The sequence below is a fragment of the Sphingomonas sp. DBB INV C78 genome (assembly GCF_042693015.1).
Lineage (GTDB): Bacteria > Pseudomonadota > Alphaproteobacteria > Sphingomonadales > Sphingomonadaceae > Sphingomonas_E.
In genome coordinates, this window is sequence record NZ_CP170544.1 from 3,546,963 (window position 1) to 3,567,564 (window position 20,602).

Genomic DNA, 20,602 nt, shown 5'->3' on the forward strand with positions numbered 1-20,602 from the left:
CTTGGAGCGCGTGCAGGGCACCATCATGCTGCTGAACTAGCGACCGCACGCGACTTTTGGGCGGTATCGCCCGCCCATCGCCAGAATAAATCCTGCCAGTCCGGACCCGCCGACGTTGCGGACATTCCTTAGCTGTCCGGCGGCAACTCGTCTCGATAGGTGACGATACACTGTCCATGTTGTAGAGCATGTTCAGCGGCGTCTCGCAGTGTATCGTCCTCGATCAATTCTACGTCGCCGCCAAGCTCCTTGGATCTCTGAATTTCAACGAAGATCCACCCAGCTTTACCAGCAACCTCGCGAGCGCGTGCATTATCCTGATCTGAAGGCTCGCCACGAATGAATATCAGCATCGCGTGACGAGCGCCCGCACGATAGCCTTTGACATCCGCGGCAACGGCTTGCGCTAGGTGAAGTGTTACAATTTCAGGCATTCTTCGATAATTGCAGACTTCGAGCACCGCTGCCAAGGGCGATGTCCGCTACCCCCGACACTTCCGCCATAATCGCCGGCAAGGCTGGAAAAATCCTGCCTGTCGGGACACGCCGACATTGCGGACGTTTTTCTAAGGTTGTTGAGGAGGTGGCTCCGCAACAAATCCAACGTTTTCGAAACCCGCCCTTTGTAACGTGAAAATCACGCCGCCCAAGCATCGATAGGGCGTCTCTGCCATATCCGAATCGACGTGGGCGCACCGTCCTGATTTCGCTTCCGGGCGAGCGATCGCTAGCAGTTCATCTGTTGTGACTTTGCGGCCTTCAACTTCGATGGTGCATGACGAGGCAGGTCCGCGAACGACCACATTAAATGGTGTGGCTGCTTTTTGGCCTCCGCACCCGGCCACGACGAATGGAAAGGCTGCGATTAAGATTGCTCGGATTGGCAAGTTCATGACGAAACAATGCCGGAGCGTGACCTATCCCGCAATGACCGCTTCCCCCGACAAGGCCGACGCGATCGCGGAGAAGGGGACTGCCTGAAAGCGGCCACCGTTCCGAATCTGAACGAACGGAAGCTATCAGGCGGTCAAAATTGACCGCGGAAAGGCGGCTTTGGCGGCGGTAGCGCCTATCAGCTACCCGTTTCGGTCATCCACGATGGGATGTCACGCTGGGCATGAAGCACGCGCCAGACGTCAATGTGATCTTGCCGTTCAAGATAGAAAACGAGATACGGAAAGCCTGCCAGCTGGCGGCTGCGCAATCCCGGCAGATCCAGCTCGTGGGCGTATCTCGGCGAACCTGTCGCGGGCCTTGCTGAAATCAGTCGATATGCTTGCTCAAGCGCATCAATGAAGCGCAGGGCAACATCCCCGCCTGCCTCGTCCGCATAATAGTCCGCAGCTTCATCGACATCCCGCGCCGCCAACGCGCGCGGGATCACTGGCTTGGCAGTCACTTCGTGACGCGACGTCGAACGCGATCACGCAAGCGATCGAAATATCCGGCATCCACCGCTTCCGTCGGCGCTGAAGCCGCACCGTCCAGCAGGAGCCCTCGCAGATACTGGCGATCCTGGTCCTTCCGGATCAGTTCCCGGACATACTCGCTGCTCGTCCCAAAGCCACGACCCGAGACCTGTTGGTCAACGAATGACTTGAGCGCCTCAGGCAGCGAGATGTTCATCGTGCTCATGTCCCGTAAATAGCGTGTTTGGCAAAAATTGGCAAGATCCTTGAACGAGCCCGCGTTCGGAAATGGAGCGAGAATCTCTGCGGCCGGTTCCGGCCGAAGGAGATGAACCATGGGACATTCAGATCTGGATCCGCCCCCGCGCGAGCGGCGCGCCTGGAACGCGGGGCTGATTGTCGGCCCCAAGCGCCCTCTGAAAGCGAGGGATTTTTGGGCCATACGCTTCTTTCTCGACGAACACCGGCGCCTACGCGATCGCCCTATTCGACCTGGCGATCGACAGCAAATTGCGCGGCTGCGACATCGTGAAAATCAGAATCTGCGATCTCTTTGCCGGGGACAGCATCAGGGATCGAGCCACCGTCGTTCAGCAGAAGACCGGGAGACCTGTTCAGTTCGAGCTGATGACCAATGCTCGGGCAAGCCTATCGGCATGGCTGGAGCAGCGCCGTGGTCGGGCTGGCGATTACTTGTTCCCAAGCCGGGTCGACTACACCGGCCATCTCAGCACGCGCCAATATGCACGTCTGGTCGACGAGTGGGTCGTTGCGGTCGGTTTGAACGGCGCAGAATATGGCACCCATTCGCTGCGCCGGACCAAGGCTTCGATGATCTACAAGGCCACCGGCAATCTGCGGGCCGTTCAAATCCTGCTCGGCCACAGCAAGATCGAGAACACCGTCAAGTATCTCGGTGTCGATATCGATGACGCCCTGATCCTTGCCGAGCGCACCGAGATCTAACCTGGGCGGCTCCTCACTCCGGCGAGGAGCCGATCCACGGCGCAATGAACAGGCGTCCGCTTTTCGGGCTCACTCCAGGGACGTTGAATGTCGGCTATGTCGGCGGCTCCAGGCACTCGATTGGATCCTCGATCATGAGATCGCGCCGCTGCGAAATTGCCCTGGCGTTTGCCCCGTGGCACGCCGGAACGCAGCTCCGAAGCTCCCGGCATTGGCAAAGCCGCTACGGTGGGCCACAACTTTAAGAGGCAGTGAGCGATCGCTCAGCAATGCCCGTGCCCGCCGGATGCGGGCTTCCTCGATCAGCGCGCTTATTGTTCGTCCGGTGGTGGCTTTGAAGTTGCGTGTCAGCGTCCGGATGCTGAGCCCGCTCCGGGCAGCGATTTCCTCCAGCGTCGTCGCGCTTTCATCAGCAAGCTCCTCAATCAGCGCAATCTGTTGCGCGGAGAGTCGACGCGCCTTTGGACGTTCGCCGCACCCTGGCCTGCGCAAGAATCGGGTCAGTTCGACAGCAATCATCGCGCCGCCAGCCTCGAGCATGATGTCGCTGGCAAATCCGGGCGACGATGCCTCTCCCAGCAGACGCGTCATCGCCGCTTCGATGGGCGTTCCGTAAATGTCGCTACATGCTTCGAGCAGCCTCTCGTCCCAGGCAAGATCGCCCGACAGGCGCCGAAACAGGCCGCCCGAAATCGAACAGGCTGCAACCAGAACTTCGCCACCGCTGCCACGGATATCGAAGGGCACACTTGCCGGCGTGAACACCAGCCGCCCGATCTTGCGGAAACGCGCGCGCGAACCCGCTCCGTGCAGCCGGCTCTCGCCTACGGGGGGTGGGCCGATCGCCAGGCCCAATATGGGCGCCGGCTGTTCATGCACGAGTTCGTTCGGCGACGGCCACTGATAGCGCCGCAGCTCGAAGGCGAAGCCGCCGGCCGAAAGGCCGCCTTCTACCTGCCAGTTCCTCTCCATTCGCGCTCTTTTCGCCGCTGTGGCTGCAGCTTCCGCATAATCCATGTCTGAATCAAGGTGCGCCGCGCCGCGGGATGCGATTTGGCCATCGTGCAGCATCTATTGGCCGAATGGCGCCATCCGCACGCATTGCCGTCCTCGCCACCTCTCGCGCAAATTCCGCCCGAGAGGAGAAGCGAGTTGGTTGAGTTCGATCCGTACAGTTATGCGACCCATGACAATCCCTATCCCGTTTATCGACGGTTGAGGGATGAGGCGCCTCTCTATTTCAACGAGCAGCGAGGATTTTGGGTCGTTTCACGTTACGACGACTGCCGGGCCGCCCTTCGCAACTTCTCTGCCTTCTCGAATGCATCGGGCACTACGCTGGAAGATACTCCCGCCTTGCAGGATGTATTGAGCAGCGATCCACCGGATCACACACGCCTGCGCCATGTGATGAGCCCACTCTTCCAGCCAACGAAGATCGCAAGGCTGGAAGATATGGTGCGCGCCGCCACACGCTCGCTCCTCGCCTGCCATGCCGAGATCGGTCGCATCGACATCATCGACGATTTCGCCTGCCGCCTGCCGATGCTCGTCATCAGCCGGATGCTCGGCCATCCGCCCGAGGATGACGAAATGCTCCTCAACTGGACGAACACCACGATCCATCGCGACGAAGGGGTTCAGGCGCTTCCAGCAGCGGGCCTGGAGGCGCTCACCAGCATCAACAACTACAATGACGCGGTATTGCGTCGGCGGGCAGACGGACCGCCCCGCGATGATCTGGTCGGCGCGCTGATCGCGGCGATACGTGAAGGTCGCCTCAGCCATGTCGAGGCGATGGGCTATATGCAGATCCTGTCCTTCGCCGGGCACGAGACGACGACCAAGCTCATCGGCAACATGATCTACCAGTTGTTCCGCCATCCGGAGCAACGACAATGGCTGCTGGACGATCCGTCACTGATCGCGGCCGCCGTCGAGGAAACCGTCCGTTTCGACACCTCGGTGCAGCTTCAGGCGCGCACCATGCTGAGCGATTTCGAAATGCACGGGCGCACAATTCCTGCCGGTGCCAGGGTCGCCATCCTGTTCGGTTCGGCCAACCGGGACGACCGCAAATATGCCGATGCGGAAACCTATGACATCCGCCGCAACGCGCGCGATCATATTGGCTTCGGTTATGGCCTTCACAGTTGCCTCGGCGCCCCGCTCGCAAGGCTTGAAGCGCGGATTGCGATCGAGGAATTGCTGGCGCTGATGCCGGACTATGTGGTGGACGAAGCCGGGGCACGGCGCGTCCATTCCGCCAACGTGCGGGGCTACAGCCACCTTCCCGTAAACTTCGCGCCATCCACAGCATTGGGGGAGATCACCGGTGGCTGAGGTCATCTATGTCGAGCCGGACGGCTCCAGCCATCGCGTGGATGCATTGACGGGCCAGACCGTCATGGAAGGTGCGCTCCTCAACATGCTGCCGGGCATCGACGGCATGTGCGGCGGGCTTCTCTCCTGCGCGACATGCCATTGTTATGTCGACGACGCCTGGGTGGAGCGCATCGATCCGCCGAGCGACGAAGAGGCCGAAATGCTCGAGCTTGTCGCCGATCGAAGACCCAACAGTCGGCTGGGGTGCCAGATCCGTATCGCGGACGAGCACGCAGGGCTGATCATTCATCTACCAGACCAGAAATAATCGGGGGGAATATCATGACGACGCGTGTCCGCGCGCACCTGGCCGCATGTTCCATGCTTGCCATTGCATCCACCGCCATGCCGGCGAACGCACAGGAAAAGGAGGCGGGTGTCGCCGGGGCCGAAAACGGCCTCGGCGACATCGTGGTTACCGCGCGGCGACAGGAAGAAAAGTTGCAGGATGTGCCCGTGTCGATCTCGGCACTCGACGGCAAACTGCTCGATCAACTGAACGTCGTTGAGCTCAGTCAGATTGCCAAATTCACGCCGAACGTATCGTTAACCCAGTTACCGGGCGGGCTGACGGGTCTCGCCCCGTTCATCCGCGGTATCGGCAATCAGGATCCGCTGACGACGATCGACACGCCGGTCGGTGTCTATCTCGACGGGGTCTATCTCGGCCGGCAGGCATCATCCAATATCGAACTTGCCGAAGTTGAGCGGATCGAGGTGCTGCGTGGCCCACAGGGTACGCTTTTCGGCCGCAACACAACCGGCGGCGCAGTCAGCATCGTGACACGCGATCCCACCAATGCACTCGGCTTCGAGGCGAAGCTCAGCTATGCGAGCTTCGACGAATGGTCGTCCCGCACGCGTGTCGATACCGGAGAACTCGGCGGCACGGGCCTTCGCGCGACGCTCGTCTATCAGCATCGCGAACGCGACGGCTATGTCGATAATCCACTCGCGCGGGACTCGCACGATCCGGGCGCACTCGTCAGCGATGCGATATGGGCCAAGGTCGTTGGCGAGTGGGGCCGACTGCGGCTCACCTATTCCTACGACTATACCGATCTGGAGGGCATGGAGCCCGCCTTCCAGCCGGCAGTTCAATCCTCGGATTCCGCGGCCTATTTCGGCACCTCTCCCTTTTTCGGCGGAAGCACACTCCGAGTCTCGCTCGATCGGCTCGGCAGCATCACTTACGTCGATCCCGACATTCAGCAAAAGAGCCGGTCCTCTGGCCATTCATTGACGGGTGAATTCGAACTCGGTGACGCAACGGCCCTGAAATCCATCACGGCGTGGCGCAAGTGGAACGCCTATCAGCCGCTCCACACCAGCCCGCCCGGTCTGCTCGGTTTTCTGCTCGATCCGGTCAGCTTCGCTCCTGCGGGTGTCGGCCCCGTCAGCCTGTTCGGCGGCGCCTCGACGCTCGATCAGGACCAGTTCTCGCAGGAAATTCAGATCCTCGGTCACGGCGACCGGTTCAAATATGTCGCCGGCCTCTATTATTTCGAGGAGAATGTCGCGGAGGAAACGCCCAATTTCTACACCGTCGCGCTTCCCGGCGGACAGGCCGGCCTCAACCTCACCGCGACACAGGCCTATGACGGCACGTCAAAATCCTATGCGGCATTTGGCCAGGCGAGCTTTACGCCCGCGATGCTGGGCGATCGGCTCGAGCTGACGGCAGGCCTGCGCTATACCGAGGATCGGAAATCCGTCGACCAGCACAACCCTTCGACGCCAACCTCCGCGCCGCTGAACCGCGCCGCCAGGGACACGTTCGACAATCTGGCGTTCAATGTTTCCGCAAGCTTCAAGGCGCAGGAAGACTTGCTGTTCTACGCGCGTATCGGCAGCGGATATCGCTCCGGCGGCTTCAATGCCCGCGCGTCGGCCGCGCAAAGCAATTTCACCTTCGAGCCCGAAAAGGCGCTCAGCTTCGAGGCCGGCATCAAGTCCGACTGGTTCGATCGCCGGTTGAGGATCAATGCCGCCGCTTTCTATACGCGCTACCGCGACCTGCAGGTGGCGCAATATACCGGCACCAATGGTGTGACCGATAATGCCAATGCCCGCTATCCCGGGTTCGAGGTCGAAATCCTTGCGGCGCCGGTCGAAGGTCTGCGGCTTGAGGGCAGCATCGGCTATGTCGATCCCAGCTACACCAAATTTCCCTATGCAGATCCCGCCGATCCGACCGGCGCAACCGTCGGCGACTTCAAGGATGTGGCGAAATTCCCTTATGTGCCGAAGTGGACGACGCACACGGGGGCTTCCTACGCCTTCGCGCCGTTCGCGTTCGGCCAGCTGAACGTGCGGGCGGATTATTCGACCCAGAGCAAGCGCTACTTCCATCCGCTCAACCTGCCGAACGCCAACCCCCTGAGCGATCTGATCGCCGATCCCGGCCAACGCTGGCTGAGCGCGCGCGTTGCCCTGGCGGATATCCCCCTGGGCAATGCCAGGGCGGAACTGGCGCTGTGGGGGGAGAATCTCACCGATCGCAACAATGTCGCCTCCGGAATCGATTTCGGCGCACTCGGTTTTGCCGGTCGGGTATTCGGAATGCCACGCCGCTTCGGCGTCGATCTCAAGATTGCCTACTGATGGATGGGCAGGCTTCCGATCGCTTCGTTCCTTGCCTGAACCTGTTCAGCCTGTGGGGGCTGCCCGATTATTCCACGGGCCCTGAGATGGACGCCCCGGACCTGCTGACCAAGCTCAAGGCGGCTGGCTATGCCGCGATTCAGGGACTTTCGTCGGAAGGTGCCGCGGCGGCAGGAATGGCAGCTTTCGGGGTCGCGCGCCTGACTGAGCCGCATGAGGCCGATGCCATAGCCCGCACGCAACGCGACGCCGGCTTCGCCGCAACAACGTTGATCGCGGGCCACGGACTGGAGGCCGATGGCGACGTGGATGGCCTGTGTGCTGCCATCGTCGAGCCCGCCGAAAGATACGGCCATCCACTGCTAATCGAGACGCACCGCGCATCGATGACGCAGAATATCCGCAGGACAATCGATGCGATCTATCGCTTTCCTGAACTGCGCTTCACGGCCGATCTTTCACCCTGGTATGTCGGTCATGATCTGCCAAGCGGTGACTTCGACGCGAAGGCGGCATTTCTCTCGCCATTCTTCGAGCGAGTGAGGCTGATCCAGGGACGGATAGGAACACCGACCTGCATGCAAGTAAATCTGACGGGAGCCGATGACGCCCGGCCATTCGTCGACGACTATCGGCGACTGTGGCGGGAGTGCTTTTTCGGTTTTCTGGCGCACGCCGATCCGGCCGAAGAGATTGCGTTCGCGCCCGAGCTCCTGCCGTGGATCGCGGACTTTAATGGTATCGCGCAGCATCTATATTTCGCGCCGACCCAAAGGAACGCCGAGGGCCTTGAGATCGAAACGGGCGATCGATGGCAACAGGCGGGCTATCTCGTCGATATTGGCCGGACAGTCTTTGCCGAAGTTTGCAGTCGCACATAGTTCGTCGCCGGCCGCGCGCCAACGGGATCACTGCCGCCTTTGGCAGCTTTTAGGTATGCCGCATCAATCCCTCATCGTCTGCAATGGCGGCTGCTGCTTCCTGGAGCCCAGCGGACGGGACGGTGCGGCGCCATGGTCCGGTTTCAACATTTCTGCACACGAAGCAGCCGTTCAGGAGTGCGACATAGCGGACACTGAGCGTTCGTTTTCAAAACTCCCAAAAACCGGACCGATGTCGTGTGGGCGGTCTGTCGCAGACTTCAACACGAAGGCATTAGTCGGCGGGTTCGGCGCCTCGCATTTTCGGCACCAGAGCCGCCGTTCGGGAGTCGCCGACTTTGCTACCATTCAGGTCCGAACTGGCTTGCCTGAAAGCTGACACTGGGAAGGCGGGATTAAACGGTCTGAAGGCTCCGGATCTTCATTCCTCCATGCGCTCCCACATATGCCGCGAGACAGTCCCAAAATTCGTCCAGCAGCGCCTTCCCATTAATATCGAAATCGTTCGTTGTTGAAAGGATGAGCTTACCATTCCGATACTCGCAATGAGGCTCTGATTGCCAAGGCCGGTGTTCGCGAAACTCCCGTTCTATGTCGCTCGCAGCCGCCGGACCGAGATCGTCACTGATCCATCACATTCGATCATAATGCGATACACGCTCGTCCCCCGGCTAGGCGCGGGATGATAGGCGGAGACTGAACGGCGTAAAAGCCGCCCCATCGCCACAGGCCGGACGGTATGGAGCCCCCGACCAAGGCTGACGGCTTTCCGCCTCTGAATGCTTCCCGCGACCGGCCATCGTTCTCAATCTGCACAGAGGGCAGCTATTAGGCAGTCAAAAGCGAGCTCTGAATGGCGGCAATGTGGGCGTTTTCTGAAAGAGGTGTCGGCGGTTGTGCAATTTCATGCAACAAAGCTTGAAGTCTCTTGCCCGAGAGGCAGGGGCAAGGATCGTTGCGACCCAGCTTCTCAAGCAGTTCGACTTGACCGCCCCGGATGCTGCGCAGGCCGCGCTTGACTGAGAGACCTTCGCGCTCCCGCTCGTGGTGGAGACGCGTTATGGAATTCCCTATTTTGCCCATCGGCTCCGGACTGAATTGGCGGCAGCAAATGCGGCCGCGCATTCTTCCGTGCGCATCGTGCACGAACGTCTGGCAAAAGCCTACGCAGCCCTTCTGGACCGGAACAATCCTGCTCGCGATGCGCTGAGGCCTGGGCTTCCTGAACCGCAACGAACCCGGCTCAATCCCGCGATCGATCGATGGGAGAATGAGGGAGGGCGTCGCGCCGCCTGATGTCTTGTTGCTTATGCGAGTGCAGTTGGTGATCGTGGGGGATCACCAGCGCCGGTCGTGACCCATTAGCCCCCTGAGAGCGCCGATGGGTCACTTCCCACTTCCCAACTCGCCCCGGGGCCACACCATCAATCGCGATTCCGCCTTGTGGGGCGCGGCAATCGCTGCCTCGCCGGGTACCCGTCGCCGTCCCCCTGCGTCGGCGGGTGCTTGGAACTACTAACCTGAAGGAATGTCATCGCACGCCGCCCACCTGTCATAACCCGGTGCAACTCGTGTGATACGTGCACATATCGGCCGATGCGCGCCGACAATGACGACCACTGCCGCGCCCGTCGATCTGCTTCCCCTCAGGATAGCCAGTCAAAGTGATTACATGTCAGATTAATGATAATAAAAATGACCACTTCAAATATACTTAGATAATATATTTCGCAAGATCGCAATATTTTGGAACATTGATCGAACAATTTCGTTTGATGTCGGCTCAGTGATCATTCGCCAACACATGCGGCATGTCTCACTTCGAAGGGCCTGCGTGTTTTTCTGACGGGAATTTCCCGTGCGACGCGCGACGAAGGATCCACCCCATGAAACGCATTATTCTTGGCGCCCTGCTGGGTACGGCAGCAATTGGTGCCGCCACTGCCGCGGCTGCCCAGACCACAGCATCCGACGTCGCGGTTGTATATACAGGGACGGACGTGAAGATCAGTCCCGTTCAGGGGCTTGACGCACCGGCTTTTTCGGCTGCTGCCTCCGACGCCAACCAGTTCCAGATTGCGGCAGGCCGCCTCAGTCTGACGCGTTCGGAGCGAAGTGACGTGAAGGACTATGCCAAGGGCATCATCTCGCAATCCGAGGTCGCGCAGAAGACTCTGATGGCCTCGTTGAGCAACGACCAGCGCAAGATCGCCAAACCGACGTCCAGCCTGTCCGCCGATCGCGCGTCCATGCTCAGGATGCTCGAAAAGACGCCAAAGGGATCGTTCGACAATCTTTACCTCAGGCAGTCGGCGCAAGTTCAGCAGTCGGCTTGGGCGAGTTACAAGGGCTATTCCCAGGATGGCACCGATCAGCCGCTCAAGCAGGTGGCGGGCAACGGCGTAGCGCTTATCGAGCAGCAGCTTCGTCAGGGACATGCGCTCCTGCCCGCATCGCTTTCGACCGACTGAACGATGAGAGGCCGGACTCGTGTGAAGCCTTGCCCGGCCTCTCACTCCCACGGCGTGATGGCGGGAAATAGATGCGACATTGCCTCTGATGTGCTAAAAGGGTTCATCACTCTTATTGTGCCGCAGGCAAATCGTGACAGAGAGACCATCGTGCTCCCGCTTGCAAATCGGGAGATGGAGCGATGTCTTTCACAGCAGCTGATCCCGCCCGTAACAGGGCGACTTCTTCATGACTATTCGTACCACGTCGTCGACGGTGGAATTTGACGCACCATTCAGCGTTGGGGGATTGAATCTGCCGGCCGGAAAATATCATGTCGAGACCGATGAGGACGTGATCGAAACCGCGAGCCGGGCGGTTTATCGCCGTGTCGCCACGACACTGCGCGTTCAAACCGCTACCGAGATAGAGCATCATCCGGTTGATCCGACCGAACTTGCCGCAGCCCTCGAAAGGGATCGCGAGATCCGGATGGCCTCCACGGATGTGATCCCCACCACGCTATTCGGATCAGTCGACACCTCAGCAGATCCGCCGACCGCGGCACCGCACGGAGTGGCGGGCATTTCACCATGGCGCTCCATACCGATGTGGATCCGGACAGTGGCGAGGGATCGCCTCGATCGGAAAGACCGATGATCAATTCCGCCATCATGTGCCGACAGCAGGAGACGCTTCATCGTCAGATTGCAATGGATGCAGGTCTGCAAAATGTCCGCAGAGTGGCACTAGCGGCGGCGGCGGCATGGGCTCTCGCGGCCGAAGATGCCGAAGCGCGCGACGCCGGATCGGGATGCATCCTGAACGAGGCTGACGCGGCGATAGCACTGGAATTCAAGCTTGAGGACGATCGTGATGAGGATCCAGGGAAAGAGGCTATGGGCAACCATGCAAGCGCTACGTCTGGCGCAATTCTCGTGAGAGTCACGGCGCCCGATGGAGCGCGGGTATGATCATCCACAAGCTCTTTGGCGCTCATGTGGCGGACGTGGCCTGCAATCGCTGGGACCGCGGCTACTTTGTCAGCCGATGTTCCGTGTGCGGCTGCGCGATGGAGAAGCTCCCAGGCCTGCCGTGGCAAGCGCGGACCCGTCGAACCTGATCATACAGCCGATATCCGTCCCACGACCAAATGGCGGCTTTCGGGCGGCGGTCCGCCACCACGTTACGGCCGCAACGCCGGCGGCTCCTGCCTCGTGCCATCCGATCATTAGGGGAAGGACATGGTCGGTGGTATAGAGGTGCATTACCGGACTCGCCCCGAGCATCCTGTGACTGAGAGACCTTCGCGCTCCCGCTCGTAGTGGAGTCGCGTCATGGATGTCCCATATTTTACCCATCGGCTCCGGACTGAATTAGCAGCCGCAAATGCGGCGGCGCATTCTTCCGTGCGCATCGTCCACGAACGTCTGGCAAAAGCCTACGCAGCCCATCTGGACCGGAACAATCCTGCTCGCGATGCGCTGAGGCCTAGGCTTCCTGAACCGCAACGAACCCGGCTCAATCCCGCGATCGACCGATGGGAGAATGAGGGAGGCCGTCGCGCTGACTGATCTTTTGTCGCTTATGCGAGTGCAGTTGGTGATCGTGGGGGATCGCCAGCGCCGGTTGTGACCCATCGTCTCTTCGCGGCCGATGGGTCACTTCTCGCCTCCCAATTCGGCTACGAGCAACAGCACCAATTGAGGTGTGGGGCGCGCCAACCGCTGCCTCGCCGGGCACCCGTCGGCGGCCCCCCTGCGTCGGCGGGTGCTTGAAATTGGCTGTCCCGATCAAGGGCAACCCTTACGGCTTTGTCGCGACGGCTGTGGGAGCCGAAGGATCCTCTAGCGGTTGGATCGCGATCGTCGTTGCACACTTACGAGGCTGAGCTGAGCGATATGTCCGAATGACACCTGTATTGCGCCTCGTCGCTGGATGGACCAGCGTAATTATCTTCCTCCTGATTGGCGACGCGATGATCGCCGGTACACATCCGCTCGGCACTTGCTTCCTGTTCGCATGGTTGCTGGCGGTGATTGTGTGGGCCGCCTTTGGGGTCGTCCAGGAAGCCGAAGAGATTGCCGAGCGGCTCGGCGAGCCCTTCGGCACCTTGGTGCTGACGCTCTCGATTGTGATCATCGAGGTCGCGCTGATCGCCGCGGTGATGCTGGGCCACAACGGCGTTCCTACGCTCGGCCGCGATACCATGTTCGCGGTGCTGATGATCGTGCTGAATGGTGTCGTAGGGCTATGCCTGCTCATCGGCGGTCTGCGCTATCGTCTGCAGAGCTTCAATCTCCAGGGCGCCGGCGCCTATCTCGCGCTCATAATCCCACTCAGCGTGATTGCGCTGGTTCTTCCCAATTTCACGACCTCGGCGGTCGGCGGCAAGCTTTCCGTCGTCCAGGCAGCGTTCTTCTCGATGTTCACCATCGCCCTCTACGGCCTTTTCCTGTGCCTCCAGGCAGGGCGACATCGAGGCTTTTTCGTAGCTGCACCGGGCATTCCCGGCGATGCTGTCGAGCATGCGCTGCCAAAACATGTTCGTGCCATAGGCAGCACAGCCAGCCGGATAGTGCTGCTATTCGCTAACATCCTCCCGATCATCATCCTCTCCAAGAGCCTTGCCGCAATACTGGATCAAGGCATCACGCAGTCCGGCGCACCACCCGCGCTCGGCGGCATCGTTATCGCCATGATCGTGTTCACGCCCGAAGGAATATCAGCGCTCAAAGCGGTGGCCGCAAACGAGCTCACCCGCGCGATCAATCTGTGTCTCGGCGCCGCAACTTCGACCCTCGGATTAACGGTGCCGGCGATCCTGCTGATAGGCTTGCTGACCGACCAAACGATCGTTCTCGGCCTGTCTTCCGCCAATATGGTGTTGTTGGCGGTGACACTGATGCTGAACACGCTGACCTTTTCCGGCACCAGGACAACAATGTTGGAGGGTGCCACGCACCTATCCTTGTTCCTGGTCTATCTGGTACTGGTGTTCAGCCCGTAACGGTGCAAGGTGCGGGGTGGATTTGGCCGCCGCCTCGGCGCGTGCAACGCCTCTAAAGGCGCATTTCCGTCGGGCGAGACCCCATATCCACCGTTGAGTCGATCGCGAGCCCGTGGGTCTCTCCCCTGGGATTGTAGAGCCGATGCTTTCAAGTGGTTCTCGAACATGCGCGAGCTGAAAATCGGGCAAGGCTCTAACCGCATGCGGGATTCACGAGACCGACACTTCCACAGTCATGGATTCGAACGCGTTCAGATTTCCAACGTAGCTGCCCGCGACCGGCGCCGCCTGGTCAATGGTTCGGGCGACCGCTACGGGAACAAGGTTAAAACCTCCGACCCCGCGATTGGTTGGGTCAAAGGTGATCCAGCCGGCGCCTGGAATATACACTTCTGCCCAGGCATGAGTCGTCCCATCGATTTTCCCGCCCATCAAGTCGCCCTCGGGATTATGAAGATAGCCCGAGATAATCCGTGCGCCAAAACCGAGGCTGCGTGCGGCTTCCACAAATAATACGGCAAAATCCCGACATGAACCCCATCCCCGATCGAGCGTCTGCAACGGCGTCTGGGTACCTTCCTCATCGCGAGGTTGATAACCGATCCATCCTGGCACGCCCACGCTCAGGTCCTTGAGCAAGGAAAGCGTGTTGGTGGGGTTGCCGGCTACGAACGCCTGGGCCCAATCGCGCAATCGTCCGCTCGGATCGGCATCAAGCGGTTCAACAAGCGCGCCGAGGTCGATTCTTTCCTCGTCGGAATAGCGAAAAGGATAGGAGATAGCCGAGGCCGCAATGTCGAAGACCGGCCAGGCGACCGCCTCCAATTCCAGTTCCGCGACGGTCTCGATGACGAGACGCTCGGTCTTGTCGGTGAATGTCGCTGTGGCGACAGCATTGCCGAAGACGTCGTGCGCCCAGGAGACGATGGCCGCGGGCGTGATGGTCATGTCGAACGCAACGAGCCTGACGTCGCAGCTTTCGCGGGGGCGCAGCATCAACCGATGGGGCTCCAGGCTCACCGGCTGACGATAGCGATAAGATGTCCGGTGCCGTATGAAGAGCCGCGCCATCGGGATCAGGTGCTCGCGAAGCCGCGATCCGGGTTCTCGCTGGACGTTCGATCGCCCTGGCCCTGCGACACTTGCTCCTTCGCCATGCCTGTCGCAATCAAACGTCGATCAAAGCGTTGCTCGCGTTTGTCGGCGTTGAGGGCCTCCTTTTTCCAACTTGCGGCCGCCTTCTCGGCAATCAACCGTACATTTGCAAGTGAAGCACCGGCGGCGCGTTCAAGCTGAAGCGCTTCCTGAGCTCGGCAGAAGACAGAGGATGGATTCATGGCGTTCTCCTTTCCCAATAAGACAGGTGTGCTGTGCCATCAGCCCTTGGCCAGAGTGGTGACAATACCCTTCAGGGATGGCTGAGACGCGTTGACCTTCGCCGGCGCCAGCTTCTTCGGCTTTCGGGCTTCCTTGTTTCCTCTGCGTTGACTTGTGCTCATGCAGTATCCTTCGGTTGATTGAGGCTCGGCGACAAGAGATCTCGCTTTGCCTGGGCGACCGCGTCGCCCAGGTTGGAATATCGCCAGGCCTTGTAGTGGTACTGATCCGCAGGGACGCGGGTGATGCCGAGGTTAGTCATAAGTTCGGCGGCCTCAATTTCTGTCTGCGCAAGAAGAATGCCCATGTGCTGCTCCTCGATGGATTGGCCCGCCCGCCCCCCGGAAAACCGTCGTCCGGTCGGTTTTCTACGTTGAAGTTCATGTCGACGGCTCAGATGCTCGGTATGAGCATATTTTCTTCCCCGCATTCAGCTACCGCGGCCTCAGTCGTGATCAATAGTCCGGCAACCGACGCCGCATCCTGCAATGCGGATCGGACGACCTTTGTGGGATCGATCACGCCTGAACGGACCAGATCCTCATATTGCTCGGTCTGGGCGTTGAAGCCCAAATTCTGGTCGTTGCCGTCGATCAGCCGACCCGCGATCACGCCGCCATCGTGCCCCGCATTTTCGACGATCTGGCGGAGCGGTGCCTGCAGCGCCTTGCGGACGATATCTATGCCGCGCGTCTGGTCGTCGTTGATCCCCTTGAGATCATCCAGTGCCCTTGACGCATAGAGCAATGCAGTGCCGCCACCGGCGACAATGCCTTCCTCGACCGCAGCACGGGTTGCATGCAGTGCGTCGTCGACACGGTCCTTGCGCTCCCTGACCTCCACCTCGGTCGAGCCGCCGACCTTGATGATGGCGACGCCACCAGCAAGCTTGGCCAGGCGCTCCTGGAGCTTCTCCTTGTCATAATCGCCGGTGCTGTTCTCGATCTGCGCATGTATCACATCGACCCGACCCTTGATCGTATCCGGAGAGCCGGCTCCATCAACGATGGTGGTGTTGTCCTTGTCGATGATCACGCGCTTGGCGGTGCCGAGCATGTCGAGCGTCACATTCTCAAGTTTTGTGCCCAGCTCTTCCGATATGGCCTGGCCCGCCGTCAGGATCGCGATGTCTTCCAGCATCGCCTTGCGGCGATCACCGAAGCCGGGTGCCTTGACCGCCGCAACCTTCAGGCCGCCGCGCAGCTTGTTGACGACCAGCGTCGCGAGCGCTTCCCCCTCGATATCCTCGGCAATGATAAACAGCGGACGGCCCGATTGAGCCACCGCTTCGAGGATCGGCAACAGCGCCTGGAGGTTCGAGAGCTTCTTCTCGTGGATCAGGACGTAGGGATCCTGGAGTTCCACCGTCATCTTCTCGGAATTGGTAATGAAGTAAGGGCTGAGATACCCGCGGTCGAACTGCATGCCATCGACCACGTCGAACTCGAACTCCACGCCACTGGCTTCCTCGACGGTGATGACGCCTTCCTTGCCCACCTTTTCCATCGCTTCAGCGATCCTGCGGCCAACGATCTCGTCGCCATTCGCCGAAACGATGCCGACCTGGGCGATTTCCTCATTGTTGGCGACGGGCTTGGATCGTGCCTTGAGATCGTCGACAATCTTGATGACGGCGAGGTCGATGCCGCGCTTCAGATCCATCGGGTTGACCCCGGCTGAAACGGATTTCATGCCCTCGCGCACGATCGCCTGCGCAAGCACGGTCGCAGTCGTAGTGCCGTCGCCGGCATGGTCGTGCGTCCGCGAAGCGACAGCACGCACCATCTGCGCACCCATATTCTCGAACTTGTCCTTGAGTTCGATTTCCCTGGCGACGGTGACGCCGTCCTTGGTGATGCGCGGAGCGCCGTAGCCCTTGTCGATGACGACATTGCGGCCCTTGGGGCCGAGGGTCACACGGACCGCATTGGCGATAATATCGACACCACGCACGATGCCCTCTCGGGCCTCGCGGGCGAATTTGACGTCCTTGGCCGGCATGGTCTGCAATTCCTTCTGTTCGGTATGCGGTGGGACTGCTCCGTAGGATCAGCCGACGATGCCGAGAACGTCGCTTTCCTTCATGATAATGAGGTCTTCTCCATCGACCTTCACTTCCGATCCCGACCATTTTCCGAACAGAACCCTGTCACCAGCCTTGACGTCGAGCGGCGTGATCGAGCCGTCCTCGGCGCGGATTCCCGTACCCGCGGCGACGATCTCGCCCTCCTGGGGTTTCTCCTTGGCGGTGTCGGGAATGATGATGCCACCCGCGGATTTCTCGGCGGCGTCGATACGGCGTACGAGCACGCGATCATGCAAGGGACGGAATGTCATGGGGCAGCTTTCCTCACGCTGGGCCGCGACGAAATCGTCGCTTTCACAAGCGGGGAGCCAGCGCTGCCTATTGCGATCTGGCACTCCGTACAAGCGAGCGCCAACCAGCTCTAGATGGGGGGCGGGTAGCGATAATCAAGGACGCCCCCCACGCATGAACGAGCGGCGCGGGCAACAAAGCGAGATTCCCGCCATGAAATCTCGCATCTGTGTGATGAACGATCATCGTACGCTTGTGATCAGCAGGCGCCGACGGCTGAGGCGCAACATGTGCTCCCGCTTACAGCGCGCAGGAGCAGGCCAGCGGGCTATAATTACCTATATCGCCGCCGCCAGATTTCACTCATGCGTGCGGAGGCTGCAAAATCAGGCGAGGCGCGCTGGCCCACGAACAACTTGCGCCCCTGTACGCGGGTGCAATTGAATTGCACCAGAGCGAGCGTCCGCTGGAATAGCCGCGACCGGCAAGGCTGATTACGCAGACCATCAATTCGACGTCATTTTTGCAGACATGACCGAAGGGCCGCTTTCGGGCAGCTCGCAAGTCTATCCTAACGTCTCCTTAGGCGGCGGCGGCTGGCAGTGATTCAGCCCGGCCTGTTCCTTGACACCCCTATTTCGTCGGGAAGCCGACGGTTCGAAGCCAGATGGCGCCGATGCACCCACTTCGATAAAAATCCACGCGGCGCGAAACGTCGCAAATCCAACACGGAATGGCTCGCATTGGCAACCCCACGAAGACGGTGTTCAGGTCCGGGACAGTCCCCTGAAGTCAGGGAAACCGGAACACAGCCTCTGGTTTGAAATGCGCTTCGCCAAGCGAGGTCCGCCATGGACGATTGCGACAATAATAGCCTGACGTTTGGTCTGACGGACGGTGAATTCAAATCATATCTAACATTGGTCATTACAGATCTTCGAGCCTTCGCGCGCAGCATGTCCGGAGATCGTGGCCAAAATCCGTTCAAGGGCTCGCAAACGGGGGCGCACCGGGCAGCTGGGCATAGTATTTTCCCGCTGTAGCGCCGCCATCTACAAGAATTTCCGTGCCGGCGCAGTAGGATGATCGATCACTGGCGAGATATAAAACGGCCTCCGCCACCTCCTCAGGCAAGCCGGCACGTTGAAGCGGAATGTCGTGGTAGATGGCATCGAAGGCTTCGTCTGTCATTGCCGCATCCCGTACCATCGGCGTGCTAATCCCTCCGGGGTGGATCGCATTGACCCTGATGCCGAGCGGCCCCAATTCCAGCGCTGCCGCCTTCGTCAGGCCGCGCAATCCCCATTTGCTGGCGACATAGGCGGACGCCCCATTGGTCGCCTTCGTCGCATCGATCGAACAGATATTGACGATCGAACCGCTCCCTTTGGCCGCCATAAAAGGAGCAATCGTCCGGATTCCGATGAATGCGCCGATAAGATTGACGTCGATGATGGCGCGGAGCTGCTCCGTCGTCGTTTCCAGCAATGCGCTGAAATGGAGAATGCCGGCATTGTTGACGAGGATGCTCGGCGGACCGAAGCGAGCGTTTGCCAGTTCCGCCACGCGCGACCAATCATCCTGGTTGGTGACGTCCAGCTTTTCGAACAGGCCGTGCGAACCGGTGCCGATCGGGCTTGCGATGCCGTCGATCGTGCGATCGGTCGCTATGACGATCGCGCCTTCCCGGTCCAGTCTTGCGGCGATCGCCTTGCCCATTCCGCTCGCAGCGCCGGTGACGATCGCGACCCTTCCGTCAACCATATTAAATCTCCGCACTTGATGGCCATCGCCGTGAGCGCCGGTACTTGCCTGTCCTTCGGCAAGGGCATATCGACCAAACTGAATCTTCGTGGCCAGATATTGACCAAGCGATAGGGACGAAATGACCCGACCGGCCTCTGCTGAGCAAATTCTTGCCGCCGCATCGGATCTCTTCGCCACGCAAGGCTTCGCGCGAACCACCATGTCCCAGGTCGCGGCCGCCGCCGGCGTGAGCAAGGGGCTGCCTTACGTCTATTTCCCCTCCAAGCAGGACCTGCTTGACGGAGTTCACCTCCGAGCGGTGGATCGCTGGTTGAAAGCCACGCTCGCCCATCTTGATACGGATCACGAACCGGCGATCCTGTCGCTCAAGAAGGCGTTCAAATATTCCATTCTCTATTCGGCTCATGATCCGATTTGCCGCGCAATCATGGCCCAGGACAGCAATGTCATATTGCCTGACAGCGAGCGCGTCCGCGCCGAGATCCGGCGGTTGAACGATGAAGGCTTCCGCCGCCTGCTTGCGGAAGCGATCGAGGAAGGCAGCGTCCGCGACGATCTCGATCTCGACACGCTGATCCTGATGTGGCGTGCCACCCACGACACGCTGATCCATGCCCAGAACGACAGATTGTCCTGGGCGCCGAAGCAGAAGAACCTGGAAGACCTTGTCGATGGCGCGATCGAGGTGCTGTTCAACGGCATAACGCCTCGCTAGGTGGGTCCTGTGCGAGCCAGGGCGGCGGCTTGTAGATGATCTCGGTCATGAAGCTGCATTTCATACCATTCTCGACATCGATGAACTCGGCGATGTCCTTTGCCGCCAACTCGCGGCTTCCTTCGCCGATATAGAATCGTTCGGGTGCCAGATCGCGCACGTCGGCAACGCGCTCCTCGACGACGCCGTCCCAGATTGCATCCCCCGCCAGTGAGTGGACGACATCGTTGCGCAGATAGCGACTCAGCGGATGGATCGTGCACGACATCGAACTATGCGCCGCCCAGCGCTGACGGAAGCGCTCGGGCGTCAAAGCGGGGTGGCGACGAAACAGCGCGACCAGGGTCTTGCCCGGGCTCGGCTCCCCGACAGCCCACGACATGGAATCATAATCCAGCACCGCGGATTCGGTGACGAGATAGACGCCAAACTGCCCTGGCAGCAGCGCTGCTTCAGCCTCCAGCGGCGCTCGATCGTCGATAGTGTCGATCCAGATCGACGCCAGCGCATAGAGCGCCGGATCGAAGATCGCCATGTCCGCCGGATCGTCCGAGCCCAAAGTCGCCGACGGGGTGGCAAGGGGCGGATCGGCGACGTGAAGGGTCACCGCCCGCGCCAGATCCCGCGCGACCTCGGCGAACGACCTGGCCTTCGCCAGCCGATCCGGCGATGGCCCGTCGTCATGCCGGAACACGAAGCACAGCTTCTCCATGTCGCTCC

The 20,602-nt window shown here is 60.3% G+C and carries 22 protein-coding genes and 1 pseudogene; 10 read left to right on the forward strand and 13 right to left on the reverse strand.

Features of this window, described 5'->3' with window-relative positions; translation table 11 throughout:
* Positions 1-128: 128 nt before the first annotated feature.
* The 3 genes from ACFB49_RS16630 to ACFB49_RS16640 form a co-directional block, all read right to left on the reverse strand.
* Positions 129-470 carry a hypothetical protein gene (locus ACFB49_RS16630; protein WP_380872379.1) on the reverse strand — a complete coding sequence of 114 codons (342 nt, stop codon included), beginning with the start codon at positions 468-470 and terminating at the stop codon, positions 129-131.
* A gap of 602 nt (positions 471-1,072) precedes the next feature.
* The gene (locus ACFB49_RS16635) at positions 1,073-1,399 is read right to left on the reverse strand and encodes a type II toxin-antitoxin system RelE/ParE family toxin (protein ID WP_380872380.1); all 327 of its coding nucleotides are present in this window, start codon (positions 1,397-1,399) and stop codon (positions 1,073-1,075) included.
* Positions 1,396-1,746 carry a type II toxin-antitoxin system ParD family antitoxin gene (locus tag ACFB49_RS16640; protein ID WP_380872381.1) on the reverse strand — a complete coding sequence of 117 codons (351 nt, stop codon included), beginning with the start codon at positions 1,744-1,746 and terminating at the stop codon, positions 1,396-1,398. Before ACFB49_RS16640 ends, ACFB49_RS16635 begins: the two co-directional genes overlap by 4 nt.
* Here ACFB49_RS16640 and ACFB49_RS16645 point away from each other — a divergent pair.
* Positions 1,745-2,375 (forward strand): annotated as a pseudogene (locus ACFB49_RS16645) (tyrosine-type recombinase/integrase). The gene ACFB49_RS16640 and the pseudogene ACFB49_RS16645 sit on opposite strands and share 2 nt — an antisense overlap.
* A 132-nt stretch (positions 2,376-2,507) precedes the next feature.
* On the opposite strand, the gene ACFB49_RS16650 reads toward ACFB49_RS16645, so the two are convergent.
* Positions 2,508-3,230 carry a helix-turn-helix transcriptional regulator gene (locus ACFB49_RS16650; RefSeq protein ID WP_380872382.1) on the reverse strand — a complete coding sequence of 241 codons (723 nt, stop codon included), beginning with the start codon at positions 3,228-3,230 and terminating at the stop codon, positions 2,508-2,510.
* A 297-nt stretch (positions 3,231-3,527) separates the two neighbouring features.
* Between ACFB49_RS16650 and ACFB49_RS16655 the strand changes: the two genes are divergently transcribed.
* Genes ACFB49_RS16655 through ACFB49_RS16665 form a run of 3 tightly spaced genes read left to right on the forward strand, consistent with a single transcriptional unit; the run spans position 3,528 to position 7,364 of the window.
* Positions 3,528-4,718, forward strand: coding sequence for a cytochrome P450 (locus ACFB49_RS16655; RefSeq protein WP_380872383.1), 1,191 nt, complete (start codon positions 3,528-3,530; stop codon positions 4,716-4,718).
* Positions 4,711-5,028, forward strand: coding sequence for a 2Fe-2S iron-sulfur cluster-binding protein (locus tag ACFB49_RS16660; protein WP_380872384.1), 318 nt, complete (start codon positions 4,711-4,713; stop codon positions 5,026-5,028). Before ACFB49_RS16655 ends, ACFB49_RS16660 begins: the two co-directional genes overlap by 8 nt.
* Before the next feature lie 14 nt (positions 5,029-5,042).
* On the forward strand, positions 5,043-7,364 hold the full coding sequence (locus tag ACFB49_RS16665) for a TonB-dependent receptor (protein ID WP_380872386.1): 2,322 nt from the start codon (positions 5,043-5,045) through the stop codon (positions 7,362-7,364).
* On the opposite strand, the gene ACFB49_RS16670 is transcribed toward ACFB49_RS16665, so the two are convergent.
* The gene (locus ACFB49_RS16670; protein WP_380872387.1) at positions 7,358-7,720 is read right to left on the reverse strand and encodes a hypothetical protein; all 363 of its coding nucleotides are present in this window, start codon (positions 7,718-7,720) and stop codon (positions 7,358-7,360) included. The two genes, ACFB49_RS16665 and ACFB49_RS16670, sit on opposite strands and share 7 nt — an antisense overlap.
* Positions 7,721-7,750: 30 nt before the next feature.
* On the opposite strand from ACFB49_RS16670, the gene ACFB49_RS16675 reads away from it, so the two are divergent.
* Positions 7,751-8,245, forward strand: a complete 495-nt coding sequence (locus tag ACFB49_RS16675) for a hypothetical protein (RefSeq protein ID WP_380872388.1) — start codon at positions 7,751-7,753, stop codon at positions 8,243-8,245.
* Positions 8,246-9,073: 828 nt separating this feature from the next.
* Here the strand turns inward: ACFB49_RS16675 and ACFB49_RS16680 are convergent.
* A complete protein-coding gene (locus tag ACFB49_RS16680) occupies positions 9,074-9,370 on the reverse strand; it encodes an SEC-C metal-binding domain-containing protein (protein ID WP_380872390.1) in 297 nt (98 codons plus the stop codon).
* Between the two features lie 761 nt (positions 9,371-10,131).
* Here ACFB49_RS16680 and ACFB49_RS16685 point away from each other — a divergent pair.
* The 4 genes from ACFB49_RS16685 (at position 10,132) to ACFB49_RS16700 (ending at position 13,706) form a co-directional block, all read left to right on the forward strand.
* Entirely contained in the window at positions 10,132-10,716 is a 585-nt protein-coding gene (locus ACFB49_RS16685) for a DUF4142 domain-containing protein (protein ID WP_380872391.1), read from the forward strand.
* Positions 10,717-10,945: 229 nt separating this feature from the next.
* Positions 10,946-11,356, forward strand: coding sequence for a hypothetical protein (locus tag ACFB49_RS16690; RefSeq protein ID WP_380872392.1), 411 nt, complete (start codon positions 10,946-10,948; stop codon positions 11,354-11,356).
* Positions 11,353-11,670, forward strand: a complete 318-nt coding sequence (locus ACFB49_RS16695; protein ID WP_380872393.1) for a hypothetical protein — start codon at positions 11,353-11,355, stop codon at positions 11,668-11,670. The genes ACFB49_RS16690 and ACFB49_RS16695 overlap by 4 nt, the downstream gene beginning before the upstream one ends.
* Before the next feature lie 947 nt (positions 11,671-12,617).
* Positions 12,618-13,706: a calcium:proton antiporter gene (locus tag ACFB49_RS16700; protein ID WP_380872394.1), complete on the forward strand. Its 1,089-nt coding sequence runs from the start codon at positions 12,618-12,620 to the stop codon at positions 13,704-13,706.
* A 210-nt stretch (positions 13,707-13,916) separates the two neighbouring features.
* On the opposite strand, the gene ACFB49_RS16705 is transcribed toward ACFB49_RS16700, so the two are convergent.
* The 6 genes from ACFB49_RS16705 to ACFB49_RS16730 form a co-directional block, all read right to left on the reverse strand.
* Complete coding sequence (locus ACFB49_RS16705; protein ID WP_380872395.1) at positions 13,917-14,777, reverse strand: transglutaminase N-terminal domain-containing protein; 861 nt, start codon at positions 14,775-14,777, stop codon at positions 13,917-13,919.
* A gap of 5 nt (positions 14,778-14,782) precedes the next feature.
* Positions 14,783-15,043, reverse strand: coding sequence for a hypothetical protein (locus ACFB49_RS16710; RefSeq protein ID WP_380872396.1), 261 nt, complete (start codon positions 15,041-15,043; stop codon positions 14,783-14,785).
* A gap of 158 nt (positions 15,044-15,201) precedes the next feature.
* A complete protein-coding gene (locus tag ACFB49_RS16715) occupies positions 15,202-15,390 on the reverse strand; it encodes a hypothetical protein (RefSeq protein WP_380872397.1) in 189 nt (62 codons plus the stop codon).
* 86 nt (positions 15,391-15,476) lie between these two features.
* A complete protein-coding gene (gene groL / locus ACFB49_RS16720) occupies positions 15,477-17,084 on the reverse strand; it encodes a chaperonin GroEL (protein ID WP_380872398.1) in 1,608 nt (535 codons plus the stop codon).
* 48 nt (positions 17,085-17,132) lie between these two features.
* Positions 17,133-17,420 (reverse strand): co-chaperone GroES, encoded by a 288-nt coding sequence (locus tag ACFB49_RS16725; RefSeq protein ID WP_380872399.1) that lies wholly within the window; start codon positions 17,418-17,420, stop codon positions 17,133-17,135.
* Positions 17,421-18,384: 964 nt separating this feature from the next.
* The gene (locus ACFB49_RS16730) at positions 18,385-19,344 is read right to left on the reverse strand and encodes an SDR family NAD(P)-dependent oxidoreductase (RefSeq protein WP_380872400.1); all 960 of its coding nucleotides are present in this window, start codon (positions 19,342-19,344) and stop codon (positions 18,385-18,387) included.
* Positions 19,345-19,366: 22 nt separating this feature from the next.
* Here ACFB49_RS16730 and ACFB49_RS16735 point away from each other — a divergent pair, with 22 nt between their 5' ends.
* Complete coding sequence (locus ACFB49_RS16735) at positions 19,367-19,882, forward strand: TetR/AcrR family transcriptional regulator (RefSeq protein ID WP_380872401.1); 516 nt, start codon at positions 19,367-19,369, stop codon at positions 19,880-19,882.
* Here ACFB49_RS16735 and ACFB49_RS16740 read toward each other — a convergent pair.
* Positions 19,860-20,594, reverse strand: coding sequence for a hypothetical protein (locus tag ACFB49_RS16740; protein WP_380872403.1), 735 nt, complete (start codon positions 20,592-20,594; stop codon positions 19,860-19,862). The genes ACFB49_RS16735 and ACFB49_RS16740 overlap by 23 nt on opposite strands.
* Positions 20,595-20,602 lie beyond the last annotated feature (8 nt).